Genomic DNA, 17,856 nt, shown 5'->3' on the forward strand with positions numbered 1-17,856 from the left:
ACTATCATAACCCTGAACTTGTTTTAGGGCTTCAAAAATTACTTATCCTTAGTTTAGAAGCATGAGATGCTGAAAATAAATTCTGCATGTCGAATTAGTTCAAATCAAATAAAAAACCTCTGATATTTTCAGAGGTTTTTTATTTATAACTCTCAAGAAGTGTCTATTTTTACAATATGATCAAACAAATATCCAGCGCACAAAATCCAGTAGTAAAAAGGTTGCTTCAACTTCAGGAGAAATCTAGAAATCGAAAAAAAGAAGGGGTTTTTATAGTTGAAGGTGTTAGAGAAATTCAGCTTGCTTTTAAAGGAAATTATAGCTGCGAGGAATTCTTTTTTTGTGATTCCTTATTTGCTGCTGAAGGATTGAAGGATCTAGGTACGAATCCTGAAAACCAAGCTTTAATCACAGAGTTTTCTAAAGAAGTCTATGAAAAAATAGCTTACAGAGGCAGTACAGAAGGTGTAATGGCAGTATTTAGATCTAAAGAATTGTCCATAGGATCGCTTCAACTAAACTCGGAAAACCCATTGATCTTAATTGCTGAAGCACCAGAAAAACCTGGAAATATTGGAGCCCTCTTAAGAACTGCAGATGCTGCAAATGTAGATGCGGTGATAATTGCCAATCCAAAAACAGATCTTTTTAATCCTAATATCATAAGATCTAGCGTAGGTTGTGTGTTTACAAATAACATCGCTGTTGGAACCACTTCAGAAATAATAAGTTTTTTAAAGAAACATAAAATCTCCATATATACTGCTGCACTACAAGCTTCAAAAAATTATTCGGAAATAGATTTCACTAATTCTTCAGCAATAGTTGTTGGTACAGAAGCAACTGGTCTAAGTGAAGAGTGGATAGCTAATTCTACTCAAAATATCATTATTCCTATGAGTGGAGAAATAGATAGTATGAATGTATCTGTAGCTGCCGGAATTTTAATTTTTGAAGCCAAACGCCAACGAGGCTTTAATTAAAACTTTTCGACTGTTAAAACTAGCATTTAAAACAAATTTTGAAACCATTCAGAATATTAAACCTATATTAATCCCAAACTCTCAAAACCCGAACCTACGTGAGTGCTGAAACTTTATTTTATATAATAATTGCCATCATTTTAATCGATTTTATAATCGATAAGATCTTAGATTCATTAAATGCTAGTCGGTTTAACGATCCAATCCCTAAAGAATTGGAAGATGTTTATGATGATGCAGAATACCGAAAATCTCAGAATTACAAAAAAGAGGTGTATAGGTTTGGAGTAGTTTCTTCGGTTTTCTCATTGCTACTTTTATTAGGTTTCCTCTTTTTTGAAGGATTTGCGTATGTAAATGGAATTGCAAGTGATATTACTGAGAACCCAATTTACAAAGCCTTGATTTTCTTCGGGATAATTATGCTTGCCAGTGATATTCTCACACTTCCTTTCTCCTATTACAGCACTTTTGTGATCGAAGAGAAATATGGATTTAATAAAACAACAAGAAAATTATTTATATTAGATAAATTAAAATCTTGGGGTTTAATGATCATCGTTGGTGGAGGGATTTTGGGCTTGATCGTTTGGTTCTATCAGTTAACTTCAGCCAACTTTTGGTGGTATTCCTGGATCATGGTTACTGTTTTTATACTATTTACCAATATGTTTTATGCTAAGTTGATAGTTCCTCTTTTTAATAAACAATCTCCCTTACAAGACGGATCGCTTCGATCCAAAATTGAGGCCTATGCCGATAACGTTGGTTTTAAGCTAGACAATATTTTTATTATAGATGGCTCCAAACGCAGCACAAAAGCAAATGCTTATTTCTCTGGTTTTGGAAAGGAAAAAAGGATCACTCTTTATGACACTTTGGTTAATGACTTGAGCGAAGAAGAAATAGTGAGTGTTTTAGCGCATGAGGTGGGGCATTATAAGAAAAAACACATCATTGTAAATTTAATAGTTTCCATATTAACCACAGGATTAACCTTATGGGTTCTTTCCCTATTTGTTGGGAATGCATTGCTTTCTCAAGCCTTGGGAGTAGAAAATCCGAGCTTTCATATAGGATTGATAGCTTTCGGGATTTTGTACAGCCCTGTTTCAGAAATCACCGGATTAATTATGAATTATTTATCCCGGAAATTCGAATATCAGGCAGATGATTTTGCCAAAAACACCTATAATTCAGAATCATTAATTTCTAGTCTTAAAAAATTATCCAAATCTAGTTTAAGCAACTTAACCCCACATAAAGCTTATGTTTTTATGCATTATTCGCACCCAACCTTATTACAGCGAATTAAAAACTTAAGCTCTTAGTTTGTAGTTGTTTCTTTACAATGTTAATCGTAATTTTAAGTTATGACAGAAGCTGCAATAGTAAAAGAGAATAAAGAAATTGCTCGCCAGTATAAGGAATTGTTACGCATAAGTTATAGAACCCTAACTAAAGAAGATAAAAATTTAATTAGATTGGCGTTCGATACTTCTGTAGAAGCGCACAAGGATCAACGGAGAAAATCTGGAGAAGCCTACATATTTCATCCAATAGCGGTTGCAAAAATAGTTGCCTCAGAAATTGGCTTGGATGCAACCTCTATTGCCGCAGCGCTATTACATGATGTGGTAGAAGACACCACATATTCCATAGAAGAAATTGAAAAGATGTTTGGTAAAACCGTTGCCTTAATTGTAGATGGACTTACCAAAATCTCCCACTTACAGCAACAACAAGATAAAGACGTTTCTCTGCAAGCAGAAAATTTCAGGAAAATGCTGCTTACTCTCAACGACGATGTTAGGGTGATCATTATTAAAATTGCAGACAGGTTGCACAATATGCAAACTATGGATGCTATGAAACCAGATAAACAGGTTAAAATAGCTTCAGAAACCCTATATATCTACGCTCCACTGGCACATAGAATAGGATTATATAGCATTAAAACGGAGCTTGAAGATCTTAGTTTAAAATATACAGAACCTGAGGTTTACAATGATATTTTAACGAAAATTCGGGAAAGTAAACAAGAGCAGGATGCCTATATTGATGCTTTTACAAAAGTTATAAAGGATTCTTTAGATCAAGAGCAATTAGAATATACCATTAAGGGAAGGCCAAAATCTATCTATTCTATCTGGAGAAAAATAAAAACCCAAAATATCACTTTTGATGAGGTCTTCGATAAATTCGCCGTTCGTATAATTTATAAGGGTGATATCGCAAATGAAAAATTCTTAGCCTGGAAAATATATTCTATAGTAACAGATCATTTTAGACCAAATCCTATTCGCCTTAGAGATTGGATCTCTTCTCCAAAATCCACTGGTTATGAAGCCTTGCATATTACTGTAATGGGACCTAAAGGAAGGTGGGTAGAAGTGCAAATTAGAAGTGAGCGAATGAATGAAATAGCTGAAAAAGGCTATGCTGCACACTACAAATATAAGCAAGGCGCCGAGCAGGAAGAAAAGACCATGGAAGAATGGTTAAATAGATTGCAGGAAGCTTTAGAAAATTCCGAAGCCAATGCCGTAGATTTTGTGGAACAATTTAAACTGAACTTATACGCAAAAGAGATCTTTGTGTTTACTCCACAAGGGGATCTAAAATCTTTACCAAAAGGAGCAACTCCCTTAGACTTTGCGTTTAGTATTCACACGGCCATAGGACTGCATACTCGAGGGGCTAAGGTGAATAACAAGCTAGTTCCACTAAGTCATGAATTAAAAAGTGGGGACCAAATAGAGATCATTACCTCAGAGAATGCAAAGCCAAATGTTAACTGGTTAGACTATGCAAGTACCGCAAGAGCTAGATCTAAAATAAAATCTTCGTTAAGAGAAGAGAAAAAAGAACTTGCAGAAGAGGGAAAAGCTGTGTTAGCGAGAAAGTTAAAGGCCCAAAAACTCAGTTTCAATGAAAGCATGATCAACGAGTTGGTAATTTATTTTAAGTTAAAAACTAGCTTAGATCTCTTTTACAGAGTTGGAATTGGGAAAATAGATAATAAAAATTTAAAAGAATTTACTGCTTCTAGAAGTAATGCTTTTGTAAGCTATTTTAAAAATAAAATTAGAAAAGCACCGGTTGCGGAAGATCTCAACAAAGAAGAGATCACTCATAAATACGATCAGATAGTATTTGGTAAGGAAGAAGAGGTGTTAGATTATAAATTAGCTAACTGTTGTAATCCTATTCCGGGAGATCGGGTGTTTGGTTTTATTACGGTTAGTGAGGGAATAAAAGTTCATAAAAAGGATTGTCCGAATGCCATTCAGTTTCAAAGTAACTATGCATATAGGATCATTCAGGCCAAATGGATAGATTCTACACAACAAGATTTTAAGGCGATCATTAATTTAACGGGAATAGATAATTTAGGGTTGGTAAGTGAGATCACACAAGAAATCTCGAAAAGTATGAATGTAAATATGCGAAGCATTAATTTTGATAGTGCGGATGGAGTATTTACTGGGAAAATCACGGTTATTGTAAAAAACAATTCGATCTTAGATACACTAATAGAACATCTTAAAAAAATTAGTGGGATAGACAAGGTGTCAAGAGAATAAACCAATACCTTTGTAAACGAAGGAAAATTATGAGCAAGAAAAGCGGAAATAAGAATGATCAGGCTGTAGTTAAAAACGTATTCACCAAATTTCTGGAGGATAAAGGGCACCGTAAAACCCCAGAGCGATTTGCTATTTTACAGGAGATCTATAACAGTGAAGAGCATTTTGATATTGAGTCGCTTTATATCAATATGAAAAATAAGAAGTATAGAGTAAGTCGCGCCACTTTATATAATACAATAGAATTACTTTTAGATTGCGGTCTGGTTAGAAGACATCAATTTGGTCAAAATCAATCTCAATATGAAAAGTCTTATTTCGATAGACAGCATGATCATATTATCTTAACAGATACGGGAGAAGTAATAGAATTTTGCGATCCTAGAATTCAAAGTATAAAACAAACAATAGAAGAGGTTTTTAATATTGAAATTTCTAAACATTCTTTATACTTTTACGGCACAAAAAAACAACCAACAAATTAAATATTTATGGCAGTAGACTTACTACTCGGATTACAATGGGGAGATGAAGGAAAGGGTAAAATTGTAGATGTATTTACCAAGAAATATGACATAATTGCTAGATTTCAAGGTGGTCCAAATGCTGGTCATACTTTAGAATTTGACGGTCAGAAACATGTTCTTCATACCATCCCATCCGGGATCTTTCATACAGACACCATAAATCTTGTTGGAAATGGAGTTGTAATAGATCCAGTAATTTTTAAAAAAGAACTGGAGAATTTAGATGCTTTCAAAACAGATTACAGAAAAAATCTTTACATCTCCAGAAAAGCACACTTAATTCTTCCTACACATAGATTGTTGGATGCCGCTTCTGAAGCTTCTAAAGGAAAGGCCAAGATTGGCTCTACCCTTAAAGGAATTGGACCAACTTATATGGACAAGACTGGAAGAAATGGAATTCGAGTGGGTGATCTTGAATTAGACAACTGGAAAGAAAAATACAGATTATTGGCAGACAAGCATGAGGCAATGATAAGCTTCTATAATGTAGATGTACAATATGATCTGGCTGAATTGGAAACAGAATTCTTTAAAGCTGTGGAGCTTTTAAAAACTTTAAAGTTCATAGACAGTGAGCAATATTTACAAACAGCTCAAGAAGATGGAAAATCTATTTTAGCTGAAGGTGCTCAAGGATCTTTACTGGATATAGATTTTGGAACTTATCCATTTGTAACCTCTTCTAACACTACGGCAGCTGGAGCATGTACAGGATTAGGAGTCGCTCCTAATAAAATTGGTGATGCTTTTGGGATCTTTAAAGCATATACTACTCGTGTTGGAAGTGGCCCTTTCCCTACCGAGCTTTTCGATGAAGATGGGGAAAGAATGGGTGTAGTTGGAAATGAATTTGGAGCTACAACAGGGCGTCCAAGAAGATGTGGCTGGTTAGATCTAGTGGCACTTAAATACGCGGTACAAATAAATGGGATCACTCAGTTAATCATGATGAAAGGTGATGTTCTTAGCGGATTTAAAACCTTGAAAATATGTACTTCATATATTTACAAAGGCGAAGAAATTAAGCATTTACCTTACAATATAGAGCCAGAAAATGTTACTCCGGTGTATACTGAATTTAAAGGTTGGAAAGAAGATCTTACGAAAATGACGGATCCTTCTGAATTACCTTCTGAATTTATGGAATACGTGAATTTCTTAGAAAAAGAGTTGAAAACTCCAATTTCTGTGATCTCTGTAGGTCCAGACAGAAAGCAAACAATCCAGAGATAGTTTCACATAAAATATTATATAAAAAAATGCCTTTCAGAAATGAAAGGCATTTTTAATATGTTATATTTCAAACTAATCTAGAATTAGGAAACGATAAAATTTGTTGCAATTGCGTTTACTTCAGCCATAGTCAAAGGTTCATCAAAAGCCTCCTTAACTGCTTCTGGACCTCCAAAGTCTCCAAATAAACCTGAAAGTTCTACTCCACCTTGAACGGTGTTAGCTTCTCCCTCGTATATACCATCAAATACCGATGGAATACCGTTACTCGCAGCAGTACCGCCAGTAACCCAACCTTTTTGACCTCTCATTCTACGTACTTGAGAAGCATGGCGTGCCTCTACTGAGTGAACTTGTAATGCGAAAGTTAAAAGATCATTGTCATTAGCCAAAGCTCCTGCCTGACCTTTAAATGCTCTAACTCCAGTATCTTCAAAACCTTGAGATAAGGCCATAAAAGTTCCGTAGTTCTCAAACGTATCTAATCCCAAGCCTTTTCCAGTAAAGTCGAACGTTGGTTCATCAATTGCGGCATCTCCTAAAGCAGCTGCGAAAAAGTTCACGTGAGAAGTCTCATGCTTCAAAATTTGAGCAAAAACTGCACGATCTGCTTCAGGAATTAGTCCAGTGGTATCCATTGCTATTTGATAGAAATTACGCTCCAAATATTCTAAGGTCAAGGCAAAATTTAATACTTCTGTTGGGGTAGCTTGAAATGCTGCGGCAGACATTGTTGCCGTTGCAGCCTTAGACTTACTACTTGTTGCAGCTAATGCAAATGGAATAGATGCTAAAGCTATATTCTTGCTTGCACTTGTAAATTGACTTATGGAACCTCTTCTAGAACTTTTTGTGTTTAAAAGTTCTTCATTAGAAAGGTTATCTAATATTTTTAATAAATTCATTTTTTTAAATTTAAGTTGATAAATTAATTAATCAGTTGGTAATTGATTTGCAGTAAATTCAGTTGTAATGAATCCACCCGCTGCGGCAAGAATTTCACTTGGAGGAGTTGCTCTGTCATAAGACAATCCAGTGCCACCCAAATCAACCAAAATACCATCTCTAGCAAAGGCTGTAGTACCTGGATTAATTAAATCTGCGAATGCAGAAGCATGTCGCGCTTCAACAGAAACTATTTTCCCTGCTAATGTTAAATAAACATCCCCATTTGCTGCTGTTACATCAATCAACTTACCTGCCCCATTATAAGCAGCTACTCCCGTGTCTTCTAGAATAAGAGCGGTGGCTAGCACAGAATCTCTATCATCAAAATTTAAATCTCCATAGTCAAACTCAAGATCTGGTGTGATATCATCTGGTGCAACTGCAGTAATAGCAGTTCTAAAGAATTCACGGTGTATTACTTCATGATACCATACGTCTTCAAGAAGAGTTTTTTCCTCACCATCAGGTAAGGCTTTATAATAATTTCCTTCGATCACTCTAGTGTAGAAATCTGCTTCTAACTGTTCTAAAGCATATGCATAATTTAAGATCCCAAGATTTCCTGCCCCTAAATCAAATACTCCATCTGGTGGTGTAACCGGGTCCATATCGTCATCATCACTACATCCATAAAGCAATAAACTACTTCCTGCAACTGCCAATCCTCCCATTTTTAAAAATCTTCTACGAGAATTATTTGTTTTTGAGTGGTTTTCAATGGATGTTTCCACTTTAATAATTGGTTTTTTCATAATTAAATTTTCTAGATTATATTTAAACTTACGTGACAAAATCCTTAAAGGTTTTCTGTTCAAGGTTAAAATTTTCTTAAACAGATTTTAGAACTACTAATTTTAGTTAATATTTAGAAAGATTTATGATATACCTCATTTTCTCTAACTTATATTAACAAATCGCGTGTTATTAAACAGATATCTTAAAAATTGATCGATTAACCTTTACATTTCATAATGGCACATTTGTAGAATTATTAATTATATCTAATTAATGTTTTTGAATTAGTATTATTTCTGTTACTACTCTTTTCATTACTTTTGATTCAAACTTTACAGATTTGAAAATTTCTCATTCTTATATATTTATATTTCTTTTTTGCTTGTTTAGCATTAGTAAGAACTACTCTCAGGAATCTAAAAAAATAGATTATACCAGTGACAGAACTCTAAAAGATGAGATCAAATATCCCGGTGCCATTATCCTAAGTAAGGTGACCAATCAGGTGCACTTTATTCATGAAGGAATAGAAATATGGTGTGATCAGGCAATACATTACGATCAAGCGAACTTTTTTAAGGCTTATGGAAATGTTAGAATGCAACAAGGAGATACCGTTACTATGCAAAGTAAGTATGCAGAATATAATGGAACTACACAATTTGCCTTCGCTAGCGGTAATGTAAAAATGAGCAGGCCTCAATCTTCCATAGAAACAGATACATTGTTTTTTGATAGAGTAAAACAACAAGCTTATTATAGAAGTGGTGGGACAGTTCGCGATACTGCAAGTGTACTTACCAGTAGAATTGGTAGATATTACATGGATCAGGATAAATATTCCTTCCTGAGTAATGTTAAAGTAACCAATCCTAAATACACTATAAATTCTCAGCAATTAGATTTTTATTCAGAAAGTGGCGCTGCTTATTTATACGGTCCCACTACCATTGTGAGTGAAACTAGTACAGTGTATTGTGAACGTGGATTTTATGATACCCGAGGAGATGTAGGATATTTTGTAAAGAATTCCAGAATAGATTATGAAAATAGAATTCTTGAAGGAGATAGTCTCTATTTTAATCGGGCTAAAAGTTTTGCATCTGGTACAAATAACATAAAAGTTACAGATACTTTAAATCATAGCTTAATAACAGGGCATTATGCAGAAGTGTATCGTGAAAAAGATTCTGTTTTTATAACGAAAAGGGCTTTAGCAGCTACGATCCAAGACAACGATTCAATTTTTATTCATAGTGACACCCTAATGATCACGGGAAAACCTGAAAACAGAATTGTTAGAGGATTTTATAATGTAAAGTTGTTTAAGAGTGATCTAAGCGGTAAGAGTGATTCCATTTATGTTAATCAGAAAAAAGGGATCACTAAATTAATTAATATTGGAAATACGCCCTCTACCTCTGTCTCCAAGAAGCGCTCTCCAGTAATATGGTCAGCTAACAACCAAATGACCGGGGATACTATTCATATCTTGAATAATCCAGTAACCGAAAAGCTCGATTCTCTTAAAGTTTTTTATGATGCATTCCTAATTCAAAAAGATAGTATAGATGGATATAATCAGGTAAAAGGAAAGGAACTCACCGGATTGTTCGTGAATAATGAGCTATATCAAGTAGATATTATTAAAAACACAGAAACCATATATTATAGTAGAAATGAAGAAAATGAATTATTAGGTATAAATAAAACCTTATCTAGTTCTATAAAAATTCTTTTTGAAGATAAAACAATTCGAGATATTTACTATTATAAACAAGTAGATGGCACGCTTACCCCGCCCGAAGATTTTCCACCCAATGCGAGAGAACTTCCAGGTTTCAGCTGGCGTGGAGAAGAGCAATTATTGGAAAAATCCGACCTATTTAAAGGGGAAGAACCGCCTGTTTTAACAAAGATAAAAGGAATCCCTTTACCCGAGGAGCAGGAAGACTTTTTTGACGAATCGAATGGAGAACCTTCCTTGTTAAATGAAAACTCCAGACTAACACCAGAGGATCTTAAAGACACTAAAGTTGATAGTTTGGGCGTACCTATAAAAAAAGTTGACTCACTTTTAATGGATAAGAAGAAGATAATAGAGAAGAAGAAACCATCCGGAAAAGGAACCACTAAAAGTTAAATTAATTGAAAGAAGAATTTTTAAAATTTCAAGCGCAAACTTCCCCACATCCTCTAGCTTTAGAAATATCTCACGCTAAAGGATCTTATATTTATTCTATACAAGGAAAGAAACACTTAGATTTTGTAGCAGGAGTTTCAGCCTGTAGCCTAGGACATTGCCATCCAAGAATAGTGAATGCAATTAAGGATCAGGCAGAACGATATTTGCATGTTATGGTATATGGCGAATATGCATTATCCCCTGCTGTTGAATTAACAAAACTGTTAGCAAAACTTTTACCACCATCTTTAAACAAAACCTATCTCACAAATTCGGGCACCGAAGCTATTGAAGGCGCATTAAAATTAGCTAGAAGATCTACAGGTAGATCTGAAATTATCGCATCTAAAATGGCCTACCATGGAAACACCATGGGCTCCCTTAGTTTAATGAGTATAGAAGAAAGAGTGGCTCCTTTTAGACCTTTAATTGGAGATGTTAGTTTTATAAATTTTAATGTGCTAGAAGATTTTAAGGCTATCACAAGGAATACAGCAGCTGTAATTCTTGAAACAATTCAAGGTGGTGCAGGTTTTATTATCCCAAAAAATAACTACTTAAGTAAGCTTAAAGCTCATTGCGAAGAAGTTGGAGCATTATTAATCTTAGATGAAATACAACCAGGTTTTGGAAGAACAGGAAAGTTATTTGGCTTTGAACACTTCAACATAATTCCCGATATCCTAGTAATGGGTAAGGGAATGGGTGGCGGAATGCCTATTGGTGCTTTCACGGCTTCAGAAGATGTGATGGACACTTTAATGGATAATCCAAAATTAGGACATATTACCACTTTTGGAGGTAATCCTGTAATTGCAGCATCAGCTCTGGCTACTCTGCAAGAAATTACAGAATCTGACCTTATGGCAGAAAGCCTTCAGAAGGAAATATTATTCAGAGAACTACTAGTTCATCCACTTATTATTGAGGTTCGTGGAATGGGGCTTATGTTGGCTATCATAACTATTTCAGAAGAAATGGCAACTGCAATTATTTTGAAAGCACAGGAGAAAGGTCTAATTTTGTTCTGGCTTTTATTTGAAAAAACTGCCATAAGAATAACTCCCCCCTTAACAATTACTAATCAGGAAATTAAAGAAGGATGTGGCATTATTATTGACATTTTAAATGAAATTGAAAGTCAATCTTAACTTGTTAATTACTTTGTTAAAAACAATATAGATACCCTTACAGTTTAGCTGTTATCATTTATAACTTTAATACTGTAGAAATCTCGTAATCCCCAGTGTATGCAATTAAGCCATAACGAAGAAAACAATTTCTCACTTACCCGTTTTGAATCTATGTTAAAAACAAACGATGTGTTGTTTTTTGATTCAGAAGAATTTGAGGATATCATTCATCATTATTTGGAGAATGGAAAGATTGCTCTGGCTAAAAAAGCCGTAAAATTAGGACTGGCTCAACACCCCACTTCTACAAACCTGAAACTATTTAAAGTTGAAATCCTTGTATTTGAGGATAAATTAGACTTGGCAGATGGTTTACTAAATGAATTACATACTTTAGAATCTTCTAATGAGGAGATCTTTATTCAGAAAGCTAATATTTTCTCTAAAAGAGATGATCATAAAAAGGCGATCCAAATGTTGGAACTCGCACTAGAAATAACTCTAGATACTGCAGATGTTTATTCTCTTTTAGGAATGGAATATTTGTTCTTAGAAGATTTCGAGAATGCTAAACTTAGCTTCATGCAGTGTTTAGAGGCAGATGAGGAAGATTATTCGGCATTATATAATATTATGTATTGTTTCGATTTTCTGGAACAGAAAAATGAGTCGATAGATTTTCTGAATAACTTTCTAAATAAAAATCCTTATTGCGAAGTTGCTTGGCACCAAGTTGGAAAGCAATATTTCGACCTGAAACAATTAGACAAAGCCTTAATGGCATTTGATTTTGCTATCATTAGTGATGATTATTTTATCGGGGCTTACCTAGAAAAAGGAAAAGTCTTAGAAAAATTAGGTCGTTATAATGAAGCAATAGAGAATTATAAGATCACTTTAGATCTGGACGATCCTACCTCTTTTGCCTATTTAAGAATTGGTAAATGTTTTGAAAAATTAGGATTAGATGAATATGCTTTGGAAAATTATTCTAAAACAGTTCATGAAGATCCTTTGTTGGATAAAGGATGGATCGCCATTACAGATTTTTACTTCAAGAAAAAGAATTATCAAAAAGCACTTTATTATATTAATAAAGCCATTAATATAGATGAAGAGAATGTCCTTTATTGGAAACGTTTTGCTAAGATCAATAGCAGACTTAATTTCTTTGAAGAAGCAGAACGAGGATATCAAAAAACCATTGAACTTGGTAATTATGAACTTGAGACTTGGATAAGACGTTGTGATATTCTTATTAATCTTGGAGAATACGAAACCGCTATTCAGAATTTAATGCAGGCGATAGAATTTTATCCAGATTCTGCAGAGATCGAATATAGGTTAGCCGGTTTATATTTTAATTTGAATGAAGGGGATAAAGGTTATTTTCATTTGAATAACGGACTTAAACTAGATTCTGAATACTATATCATTATAGAAGAACTTTTTCCGCAGATCTTCAGCAGAAAAAGTGTGAAAGAAATTATTAATTCTTACCTAAAGACCTCCTAATAATTTAGTTACTTTTGGAAAGAATTTTTAATTTTTGAAAATGCAAAGAAGTTTCAAGGACTACCTTACAATTACACTTAAAGGAATGGCTATGGGTGCTGCAGATGTAGTACCAGGTGTTTCTGGAGGTACAATCGCTTTTATTACAGGTATATACCAAGAATTAATAGCTACCATAAGTGGCATTGATTTAGGACTTTTTAAAACTTGGAAAGAGCAAGGTTTCAAAGCCATGTGGAAAGAGGCAAATGGATCTTTTGTGGTTGCGCTTCTCTCTGGTATCTTAATAAGTATTTTTACGGTAATGCGTTTAACCAATTATCTATTGGAAGAACACCCGATAATGATCTGGTCTTTCTTTTTTGGCTTGATACTAGCAAGTATCTGGTTTGTAGCGAAACAAATCCCTAAATGGAATTTTAAAATTATTATAGCGCTTTTAATTGGTGCTGCCATAGCTCTTTATATAGTTATGCTACCTCCATTGGGAGCGAATTCCAGTCTCTGGTTTTTATTCTTAGCTGGAGCCATTGCAGTATGTGCAATGATATTACCAGGAATTTCAGGAGCGTTTATTTTGGTGCTTTTGGGATCTTATAAAACTATTACAGAAGCGGCACATGATTTTGAATTTAAAACTCTGGGTGTAGTTGCGGTAGGTGCCATTGTGGGACTTTTAACTTTTTCCCGAGTTTTAAAATGGCTTTTCGATCATTACAGCAGTATAACTTTAGCGGTATTAACAGGATTTATAGCAGGCTCTCTAAATAAAATATGGCCATGGAAAGAAGTTCTAGAATCCGAAAAGATTGGTGAAAAGACTGTGGTACTTAGGGAAGCTTCGGTTTGGCCTACTAATTTTCAAGGAGAATCACATTTACTTGCGGCAATAGCATTAATTCTTGCAGGATTTACTTTAATTCTTATCTTAGAGCGAGTAGCCACCCAAAAACCAATCGCTCAAAATGCAGCAGACTCGAACCTTTAGTGATAAAGTATTTTTAGTACTTAAAGGTTTGGCAATGGGCGCCGCCAACAAAGTTCCCGGAGTTTCGGGAGGAGTTGTCGCTTTTGTTGCCGGTTTTTACGAAGAATTTATATACTCCCTTCAAAAGATCAATTTTAAAGCTTTTAAATTGCTTATAAATGGAAGATTTAGAAGCCTCTTCCAATACGTAAACGGAAAATTTCTAGGCCTTCTAATATTAGGGATGGTGATTAGCTATTTTAGTATATCCCAACTTCTCGACTATTTGATCGTTCATTTTGAACTGTATGTCTGGGCCTCATTTTTTGGAATGATAATAGGTTCCATTTATTACATTAGTAAAGATTTTAAAAGCTGGTCTAATCGCAGTATCACCTTCATGATGATGGGGATCGTTGCAGGAATAGCGATCAGTTTTTTAGAACCAGCCAGAGAAAATGATAATCTTTGGTTTGTTTTTATATGCGGGATCATAGGTGTTTCCGGAATGACCTTACCAGGACTTTCTGGCTCTTTTATATTGATTCTTCTTGGTAATTATGTATTACTCCTAGTAGATTCTGTAAATGCATTATTCGACACTATAAAGGATGTGTTGTTAATGGATTTCTCCTTTGTAGATAATTCAGAAAGGTTACGCTTACTACAAGTACTTGTTGTTTTCTCCTTAGGATCTTTAGCTGGACTTGTTTCACTCTCCCATTTATTAGGATTCGTTCTTAAACGTTATAAAAAAGAAACTTATTCAGTTATCATCGGATTTATTACTGGCTCTTTAGGTGTAGTCTGGCCTTGGAAAGAGAAGATCTACAAGCTAAATGCCGAAGGTAACTTTACACTGGATGTACACGGGAATAAGGTCTTGGATAATTATGATAGATATATCCCAACGTTTGCTGTATCAGAAACTTGGTTTGCAATCCTATTTATTTTATTCGGTATTTTTATTGTTTTAGGTCTGGGTTGGTATGAAAAAAGAAATAAATAATTATGAAAATTTTTGGCCTAATTGGGAAAAACATAGATTACTCATTTTCCAGAACCTATTTCAATCAGAAGTTTTCTACGGAAAAAATTGAAGCCACCTATAAAAATTTCGATCTTACAGAAATAACCGAATTTCCAAAACTGCTTAGGCAAAGTTCCAATATAATTGGATTTAACGTTACAATTCCATACAAGGAAGCTATTATTCCATTTCTAGATGAAGTAGAAGATACAGCCAAAGAAATTGGAGCTGTTAATACCATAAAAATCAAAGCAGATGGAACTTTAAAAGGTTATAATACAGATTTTTATGGTTTTACTGAAGCTCTTAAACCTTATCTAAAACCACATCACACTAAAGCATTAATATTAGGAACTGGCGGTGCTTCTAAGGCAGTTTCCTATGCACTTAGAAAATTAGGTTTAAAAGTGAGTTTTGTTTCTAGGACTAAGTCTCCTAATAAGCTCACTTATGAAGAAGTAACTCCTGAAATAATGCAGGAATATAACCTAATTATTAATTGTACCCCACTGGGAACCTTTCCAAACATCGAGCAGTTCCCCCCTATTCCCACTCAATCTCTCAGTCCGAAACATCTTGTTTTCGACTTAATTTATAATCCTTCACATACAAAATTGCTGAACCTTGCGTTAAATCAAAACGCGGAAGTTGCAAATGGACTAGCTATGCTAGAGTTTCAGGCAGAAAAAGCTTGGGAAATCTGGAATCAGGAATTTTAACAGATCTATGCTTATAGACCATAAAATGATATAAAACCTTGTTAGGTTTTTACGGAGTTGTTATCTTTCAGCAATTAATATTTTGAAGAACCTTAACATTGAAAGATATGTCTCAGCAAGAAAATGAAAAAATGAAGAATGACGACCTCCCGAAAGAAAATTTAAACACTACTGAAAAAAGTGCTTCTACAAATGAAGAAACTGTTTCAGAACAAATTAAGGAGAGCGATGGGAATGAATCCAAGGAAAATTCATTTTCTGATTCAAAAAAATCCGAAGAAACGATTTCTGAAAAAGAAAAATACGAATTGGAGCATGCCATGGTAGATGAAAGTAAATCGCCCGGTAGATCTTCCGAAATCGAAGAAAAACAACACGAACTAAGTAAAGATCAAGATCTGGAAGATGAAGAAGAGGAAACTCCTGCATCTACAGAAAAGAAAAGTGTTCAATCTGAATTTGAAGATTCTGTAGCAGAAGATAGTGAAGATGAAACAGCTACAGAACGTCATGGAATAGAAAAGAAGGATTTTCATTCCATGACCAAGGAAGCCTTAGTAAAAGAATTGGAAAGACTTATCATGTCTGAAAAAATTCAAGCTATTAAGGAACATGTTGAAGAAATTAAAGCAGAATTCAATGCTAAGTTCGATGAAGAATTAGAAGAGAAAAAAGAAGAGTTTCTTGCCGATGGTGGAAATATAATAGATTTCCATTACTCTACTCCAATAAAAAAAGAATTCAATTCTATCTATTTTGATTATAAAGAAAAGAGAAATAAATATTACCAACAACTTAAGCAGGATCTAAACAAGAACCTGAACTTAAGATTGGAGATAATTGAGGAATTAAAAGGTCTTCTAAGTGTAGAAGAAAATATAAATACCACCTACAAACACTTCAAGGAATTACAGGATAAATGGCGAACAGCGGGGGCAATTCCAAGAGATAAATACAATACCGTTTGGAACACTTACCACCACCATGTTGAGAATTTCTATGATTTCCTTCATCTCAATAGGGATTTTAGAGATATGGATTTCAAACATAATCTAGAACAAAAATTAAAGATCATAGATCGTGCGGAAGAACTAACTCTTGAGTCTGATACTAATCGTGCATTTAGAGAATTACAGATGCTCCACAAAATGTGGAAAGAAGAATTGGGCCCTGTTGCAAAAGAATTTAGAGACGATATTTGGGAACGATTTAGTGCAGCTACCCATAAAATCCATAATCTAAGACAGTCGTATTATGATGATCTAGAAAAAGGTTTCGAAAAGAATCTTGAAGCTAAACAAGAGATCATAGAAAAGTTAAAGACCATTGCCGAGACAGAATTTAGCTCGCATAACCAATGGCAGCAAAAAATTAAAGAATTAGAAGTTTTAAGACAGTCATTTTTTGATGCTGGAAAAGTTCCTAGAGAAAAGAACGAAGCTACTTGGAGCGCTTTTAAACAAGTGGTTAGACAATTTAATCGCAATAAGAATGCCTATTATAAATCCTTGAAAAAGGAGCAATATGACAATCTTAACAAGAAAAAAGAGCTGATTCAGATCGCTGAAGATAATAAGGATAATGAAGATCTTAAAGCGACCATGCCTTTAATGAAAAAGATACAAACCGACTGGAAAAAGGTGGGTCACGTACCAAGAAAAGATAGTGATAAGGTATGGAAACAATTTAAGGCTGCATGTAATCATTTTTTCGACCGACTTCATAAAGCTAGTAATGAAGAAAATGAGGAGGAAACAAAAGCTTTCGATCAGAAAAAAGAATTGTTAGATTCTTTAAAGGCAATGGAATTTGAAGGGGATAAAAAGAAAGATCTTCCTAAAATAAAATCGGCTATAGAGGAATGGAAGAATATTGGAAAAGTACCTTACAATAAGCGATTTATTGAAGGAAAATTCAATAAAGTTCTGGATCAATTATTCTCTAAACTGGATGTAGATCACACCAAGGCGGAGATGATGAAGTATGAAAATAAAATTCAGGCTATAAATGATGCAGATGACGATAAAAAACTTCGAAATGAGCATTATTTCTTGAGCAAGAAAGTAGATGAAACCAAAGCAGAAATTCGTCAATTGGAGAATAATTTACTGTTCTTTTCTAATGTAGACGATGATAATCCTTTAGTACAATCTGTTCATAAAAATATTGCAGATCAAAAAGAGCAATTAATTATCTGGAAAGAGAAATTACAAAAAGTGAAGTCTTTATACTAGAAAAAACAAACAGTTCATTTAAAATTATAACTACCCTCCTCTTGAAATAAATTC

General features: G+C 34.2%; 14 protein-coding genes. 12 read left to right on the forward strand and 2 right to left on the reverse strand.

Going from position 1 to position 17,856, the window contains the following annotated elements:
* Positions 1–176 precede the first annotated feature (176 nt).
* The 5 genes from BC962_RS08340 to BC962_RS08360 all read left to right on the forward strand — a co-directional run bounded on the left by BC962_RS08340 (position 177) and on the right by BC962_RS08360 (position 6,336).
* On the forward strand, positions 177–983 hold the full coding sequence (locus tag BC962_RS08340; RefSeq protein ID WP_121345538.1) for a TrmH family RNA methyltransferase: 807 nt from the start codon (positions 177–179) through the stop codon (positions 981–983).
* A gap of 98 nt (positions 984–1,081) precedes the next feature.
* On the forward strand, positions 1,082–2,314 hold the full coding sequence (locus BC962_RS08345; protein ID WP_121345539.1) for a M48 family metallopeptidase: 1,233 nt from the start codon (positions 1,082–1,084) through the stop codon (positions 2,312–2,314).
* Positions 2,315–2,356: 42 nt separating this feature from the next.
* Positions 2,357–4,570, forward strand: a complete 2,214-nt coding sequence (locus BC962_RS08350; RefSeq protein ID WP_121345540.1) for a RelA/SpoT family protein — start codon at positions 2,357–2,359, stop codon at positions 4,568–4,570.
* A 29-nt stretch (positions 4,571–4,599) separates the two neighbouring features.
* A complete protein-coding gene (locus tag BC962_RS08355; RefSeq protein ID WP_121345541.1) occupies positions 4,600–5,058 on the forward strand; it encodes a Fur family transcriptional regulator in 459 nt (152 codons plus the stop codon).
* A gap of 6 nt (positions 5,059–5,064) precedes the next feature.
* Positions 5,065–6,336 (forward strand): adenylosuccinate synthase, encoded by a 1,272-nt coding sequence (locus tag BC962_RS08360; protein WP_121345542.1) that lies wholly within the window; start codon positions 5,065–5,067, stop codon positions 6,334–6,336.
* Positions 6,337–6,419: 83 nt separating this feature from the next.
* Here BC962_RS08360 and BC962_RS08365 read toward each other — a convergent pair whose 3' ends face one another.
* Both BC962_RS08365 and BC962_RS08370 read right to left on the reverse strand, forming a co-directional pair.
* Positions 6,420–7,241: a ferritin-like domain-containing protein gene (locus BC962_RS08365; RefSeq protein ID WP_121345543.1), complete on the reverse strand. Its 822-nt coding sequence runs from the start codon at positions 7,239–7,241 to the stop codon at positions 6,420–6,422.
* 27 nt (positions 7,242–7,268) lie between these two features.
* The gene (locus BC962_RS08370) at positions 7,269–8,036 is read right to left on the reverse strand and encodes a ferritin-like domain-containing protein (protein WP_183075470.1); all 768 of its coding nucleotides are present in this window, start codon (positions 8,034–8,036) and stop codon (positions 7,269–7,271) included.
* Positions 8,037–8,365: 329 nt separating this feature from the next.
* Between BC962_RS08370 and BC962_RS08375 the strand changes: the two genes are divergently transcribed.
* The 7 genes from BC962_RS08375 (at position 8,366) to BC962_RS08405 (ending at position 17,802) form a co-directional block, all read left to right on the forward strand.
* Positions 8,366–10,162: an OstA-like protein gene (locus BC962_RS08375; protein ID WP_245984143.1), complete on the forward strand. Its 1,797-nt coding sequence runs from the start codon at positions 8,366–8,368 to the stop codon at positions 10,160–10,162.
* A gap of 5 nt (positions 10,163–10,167) precedes the next feature.
* Positions 10,168–11,355 (forward strand): aspartate aminotransferase family protein, encoded by a 1,188-nt coding sequence (locus tag BC962_RS08380; RefSeq protein WP_121345545.1) that lies wholly within the window; start codon positions 10,168–10,170, stop codon positions 11,353–11,355.
* A 99-nt stretch (positions 11,356–11,454) separates the two neighbouring features.
* On the forward strand, positions 11,455–12,852 hold the full coding sequence (locus tag BC962_RS08385) for a tetratricopeptide repeat protein (RefSeq protein WP_121345546.1): 1,398 nt from the start codon (positions 11,455–11,457) through the stop codon (positions 12,850–12,852).
* A 40-nt stretch (positions 12,853–12,892) separates the two neighbouring features.
* The gene (locus BC962_RS08390; protein WP_121345547.1) at positions 12,893–13,840 is read left to right on the forward strand and encodes a DUF368 domain-containing protein; all 948 of its coding nucleotides are present in this window, start codon (positions 12,893–12,895) and stop codon (positions 13,838–13,840) included.
* Positions 13,818–14,828, forward strand: coding sequence for a DUF368 domain-containing protein (locus tag BC962_RS08395; protein ID WP_121345548.1), 1,011 nt, complete (start codon positions 13,818–13,820; stop codon positions 14,826–14,828). Before BC962_RS08390 ends, BC962_RS08395 begins: the two co-directional genes overlap by 23 nt.
* A gap of 2 nt (positions 14,829–14,830) precedes the next feature.
* Positions 14,831–15,568: a shikimate dehydrogenase family protein gene (locus tag BC962_RS08400; RefSeq protein WP_121345549.1), complete on the forward strand. Its 738-nt coding sequence runs from the start codon at positions 14,831–14,833 to the stop codon at positions 15,566–15,568.
* Between the two features lie 107 nt (positions 15,569–15,675).
* Positions 15,676–17,802: a DUF349 domain-containing protein gene (locus tag BC962_RS08405; protein ID WP_121345550.1), complete on the forward strand. Its 2,127-nt coding sequence runs from the start codon at positions 15,676–15,678 to the stop codon at positions 17,800–17,802.
* The last annotated feature ends 54 nt before the right edge of the window (positions 17,803–17,856 follow it).

Source organism: Gillisia mitskevichiae (assembly GCF_003634585.1).
Classification (GTDB): Bacteria; Bacteroidota; Bacteroidia; order Flavobacteriales; family Flavobacteriaceae; genus Gillisia; species Gillisia mitskevichiae.

Excerpts from the sequence above, each read along its gene's own strand:
- BC962_RS08405 (WP_121345550.1), top strand. The coding sequence starts at position 15,676 with ATGTCTCAGCAAGAAAATGAAAAAATGAAGAATGACGACCTCCCGAAA.
- BC962_RS08360 (WP_121345542.1), top strand. The coding sequence starts at position 5,065 with ATGGCAGTAGACTTACTACTCGGATTACAATGGGGAGATGAAGGAAAG.
- BC962_RS08340 (WP_121345538.1), top strand. The coding sequence starts at position 177 with ATGATCAAACAAATATCCAGCGCACAAAATCCAGTAGTAAAAAGGTTG.
- BC962_RS08365 (WP_121345543.1), bottom strand. The coding sequence starts at position 7,241 with ATGAATTTATTAAAAATATTAGATAACCTTTCTAATGAAGAACTTTTA.
- BC962_RS08400 (WP_121345549.1), top strand. The coding sequence starts at position 14,831 with ATGAAAATTTTTGGCCTAATTGGGAAAAACATAGATTACTCATTTTCC.
- BC962_RS08370 (WP_183075470.1), bottom strand. The coding sequence starts at position 8,036 with ATGAAAAAACCAATTATTAAAGTGGAAACATCCATTGAAAACCACTCA.
- BC962_RS08390 (WP_121345547.1), top strand. The coding sequence starts at position 12,893 with ATGCAAAGAAGTTTCAAGGACTACCTTACAATTACACTTAAAGGAATG.
- BC962_RS08395 (WP_121345548.1), top strand. The coding sequence starts at position 13,818 with ATGCAGCAGACTCGAACCTTTAGTGATAAAGTATTTTTAGTACTTAAA.
- BC962_RS08350 (WP_121345540.1), top strand. The coding sequence starts at position 2,357 with ATGACAGAAGCTGCAATAGTAAAAGAGAATAAAGAAATTGCTCGCCAG.
- BC962_RS08355 (WP_121345541.1), top strand. The coding sequence starts at position 4,600 with ATGAGCAAGAAAAGCGGAAATAAGAATGATCAGGCTGTAGTTAAAAAC.
- BC962_RS08385 (WP_121345546.1), top strand. The coding sequence starts at position 11,455 with ATGCAATTAAGCCATAACGAAGAAAACAATTTCTCACTTACCCGTTTT.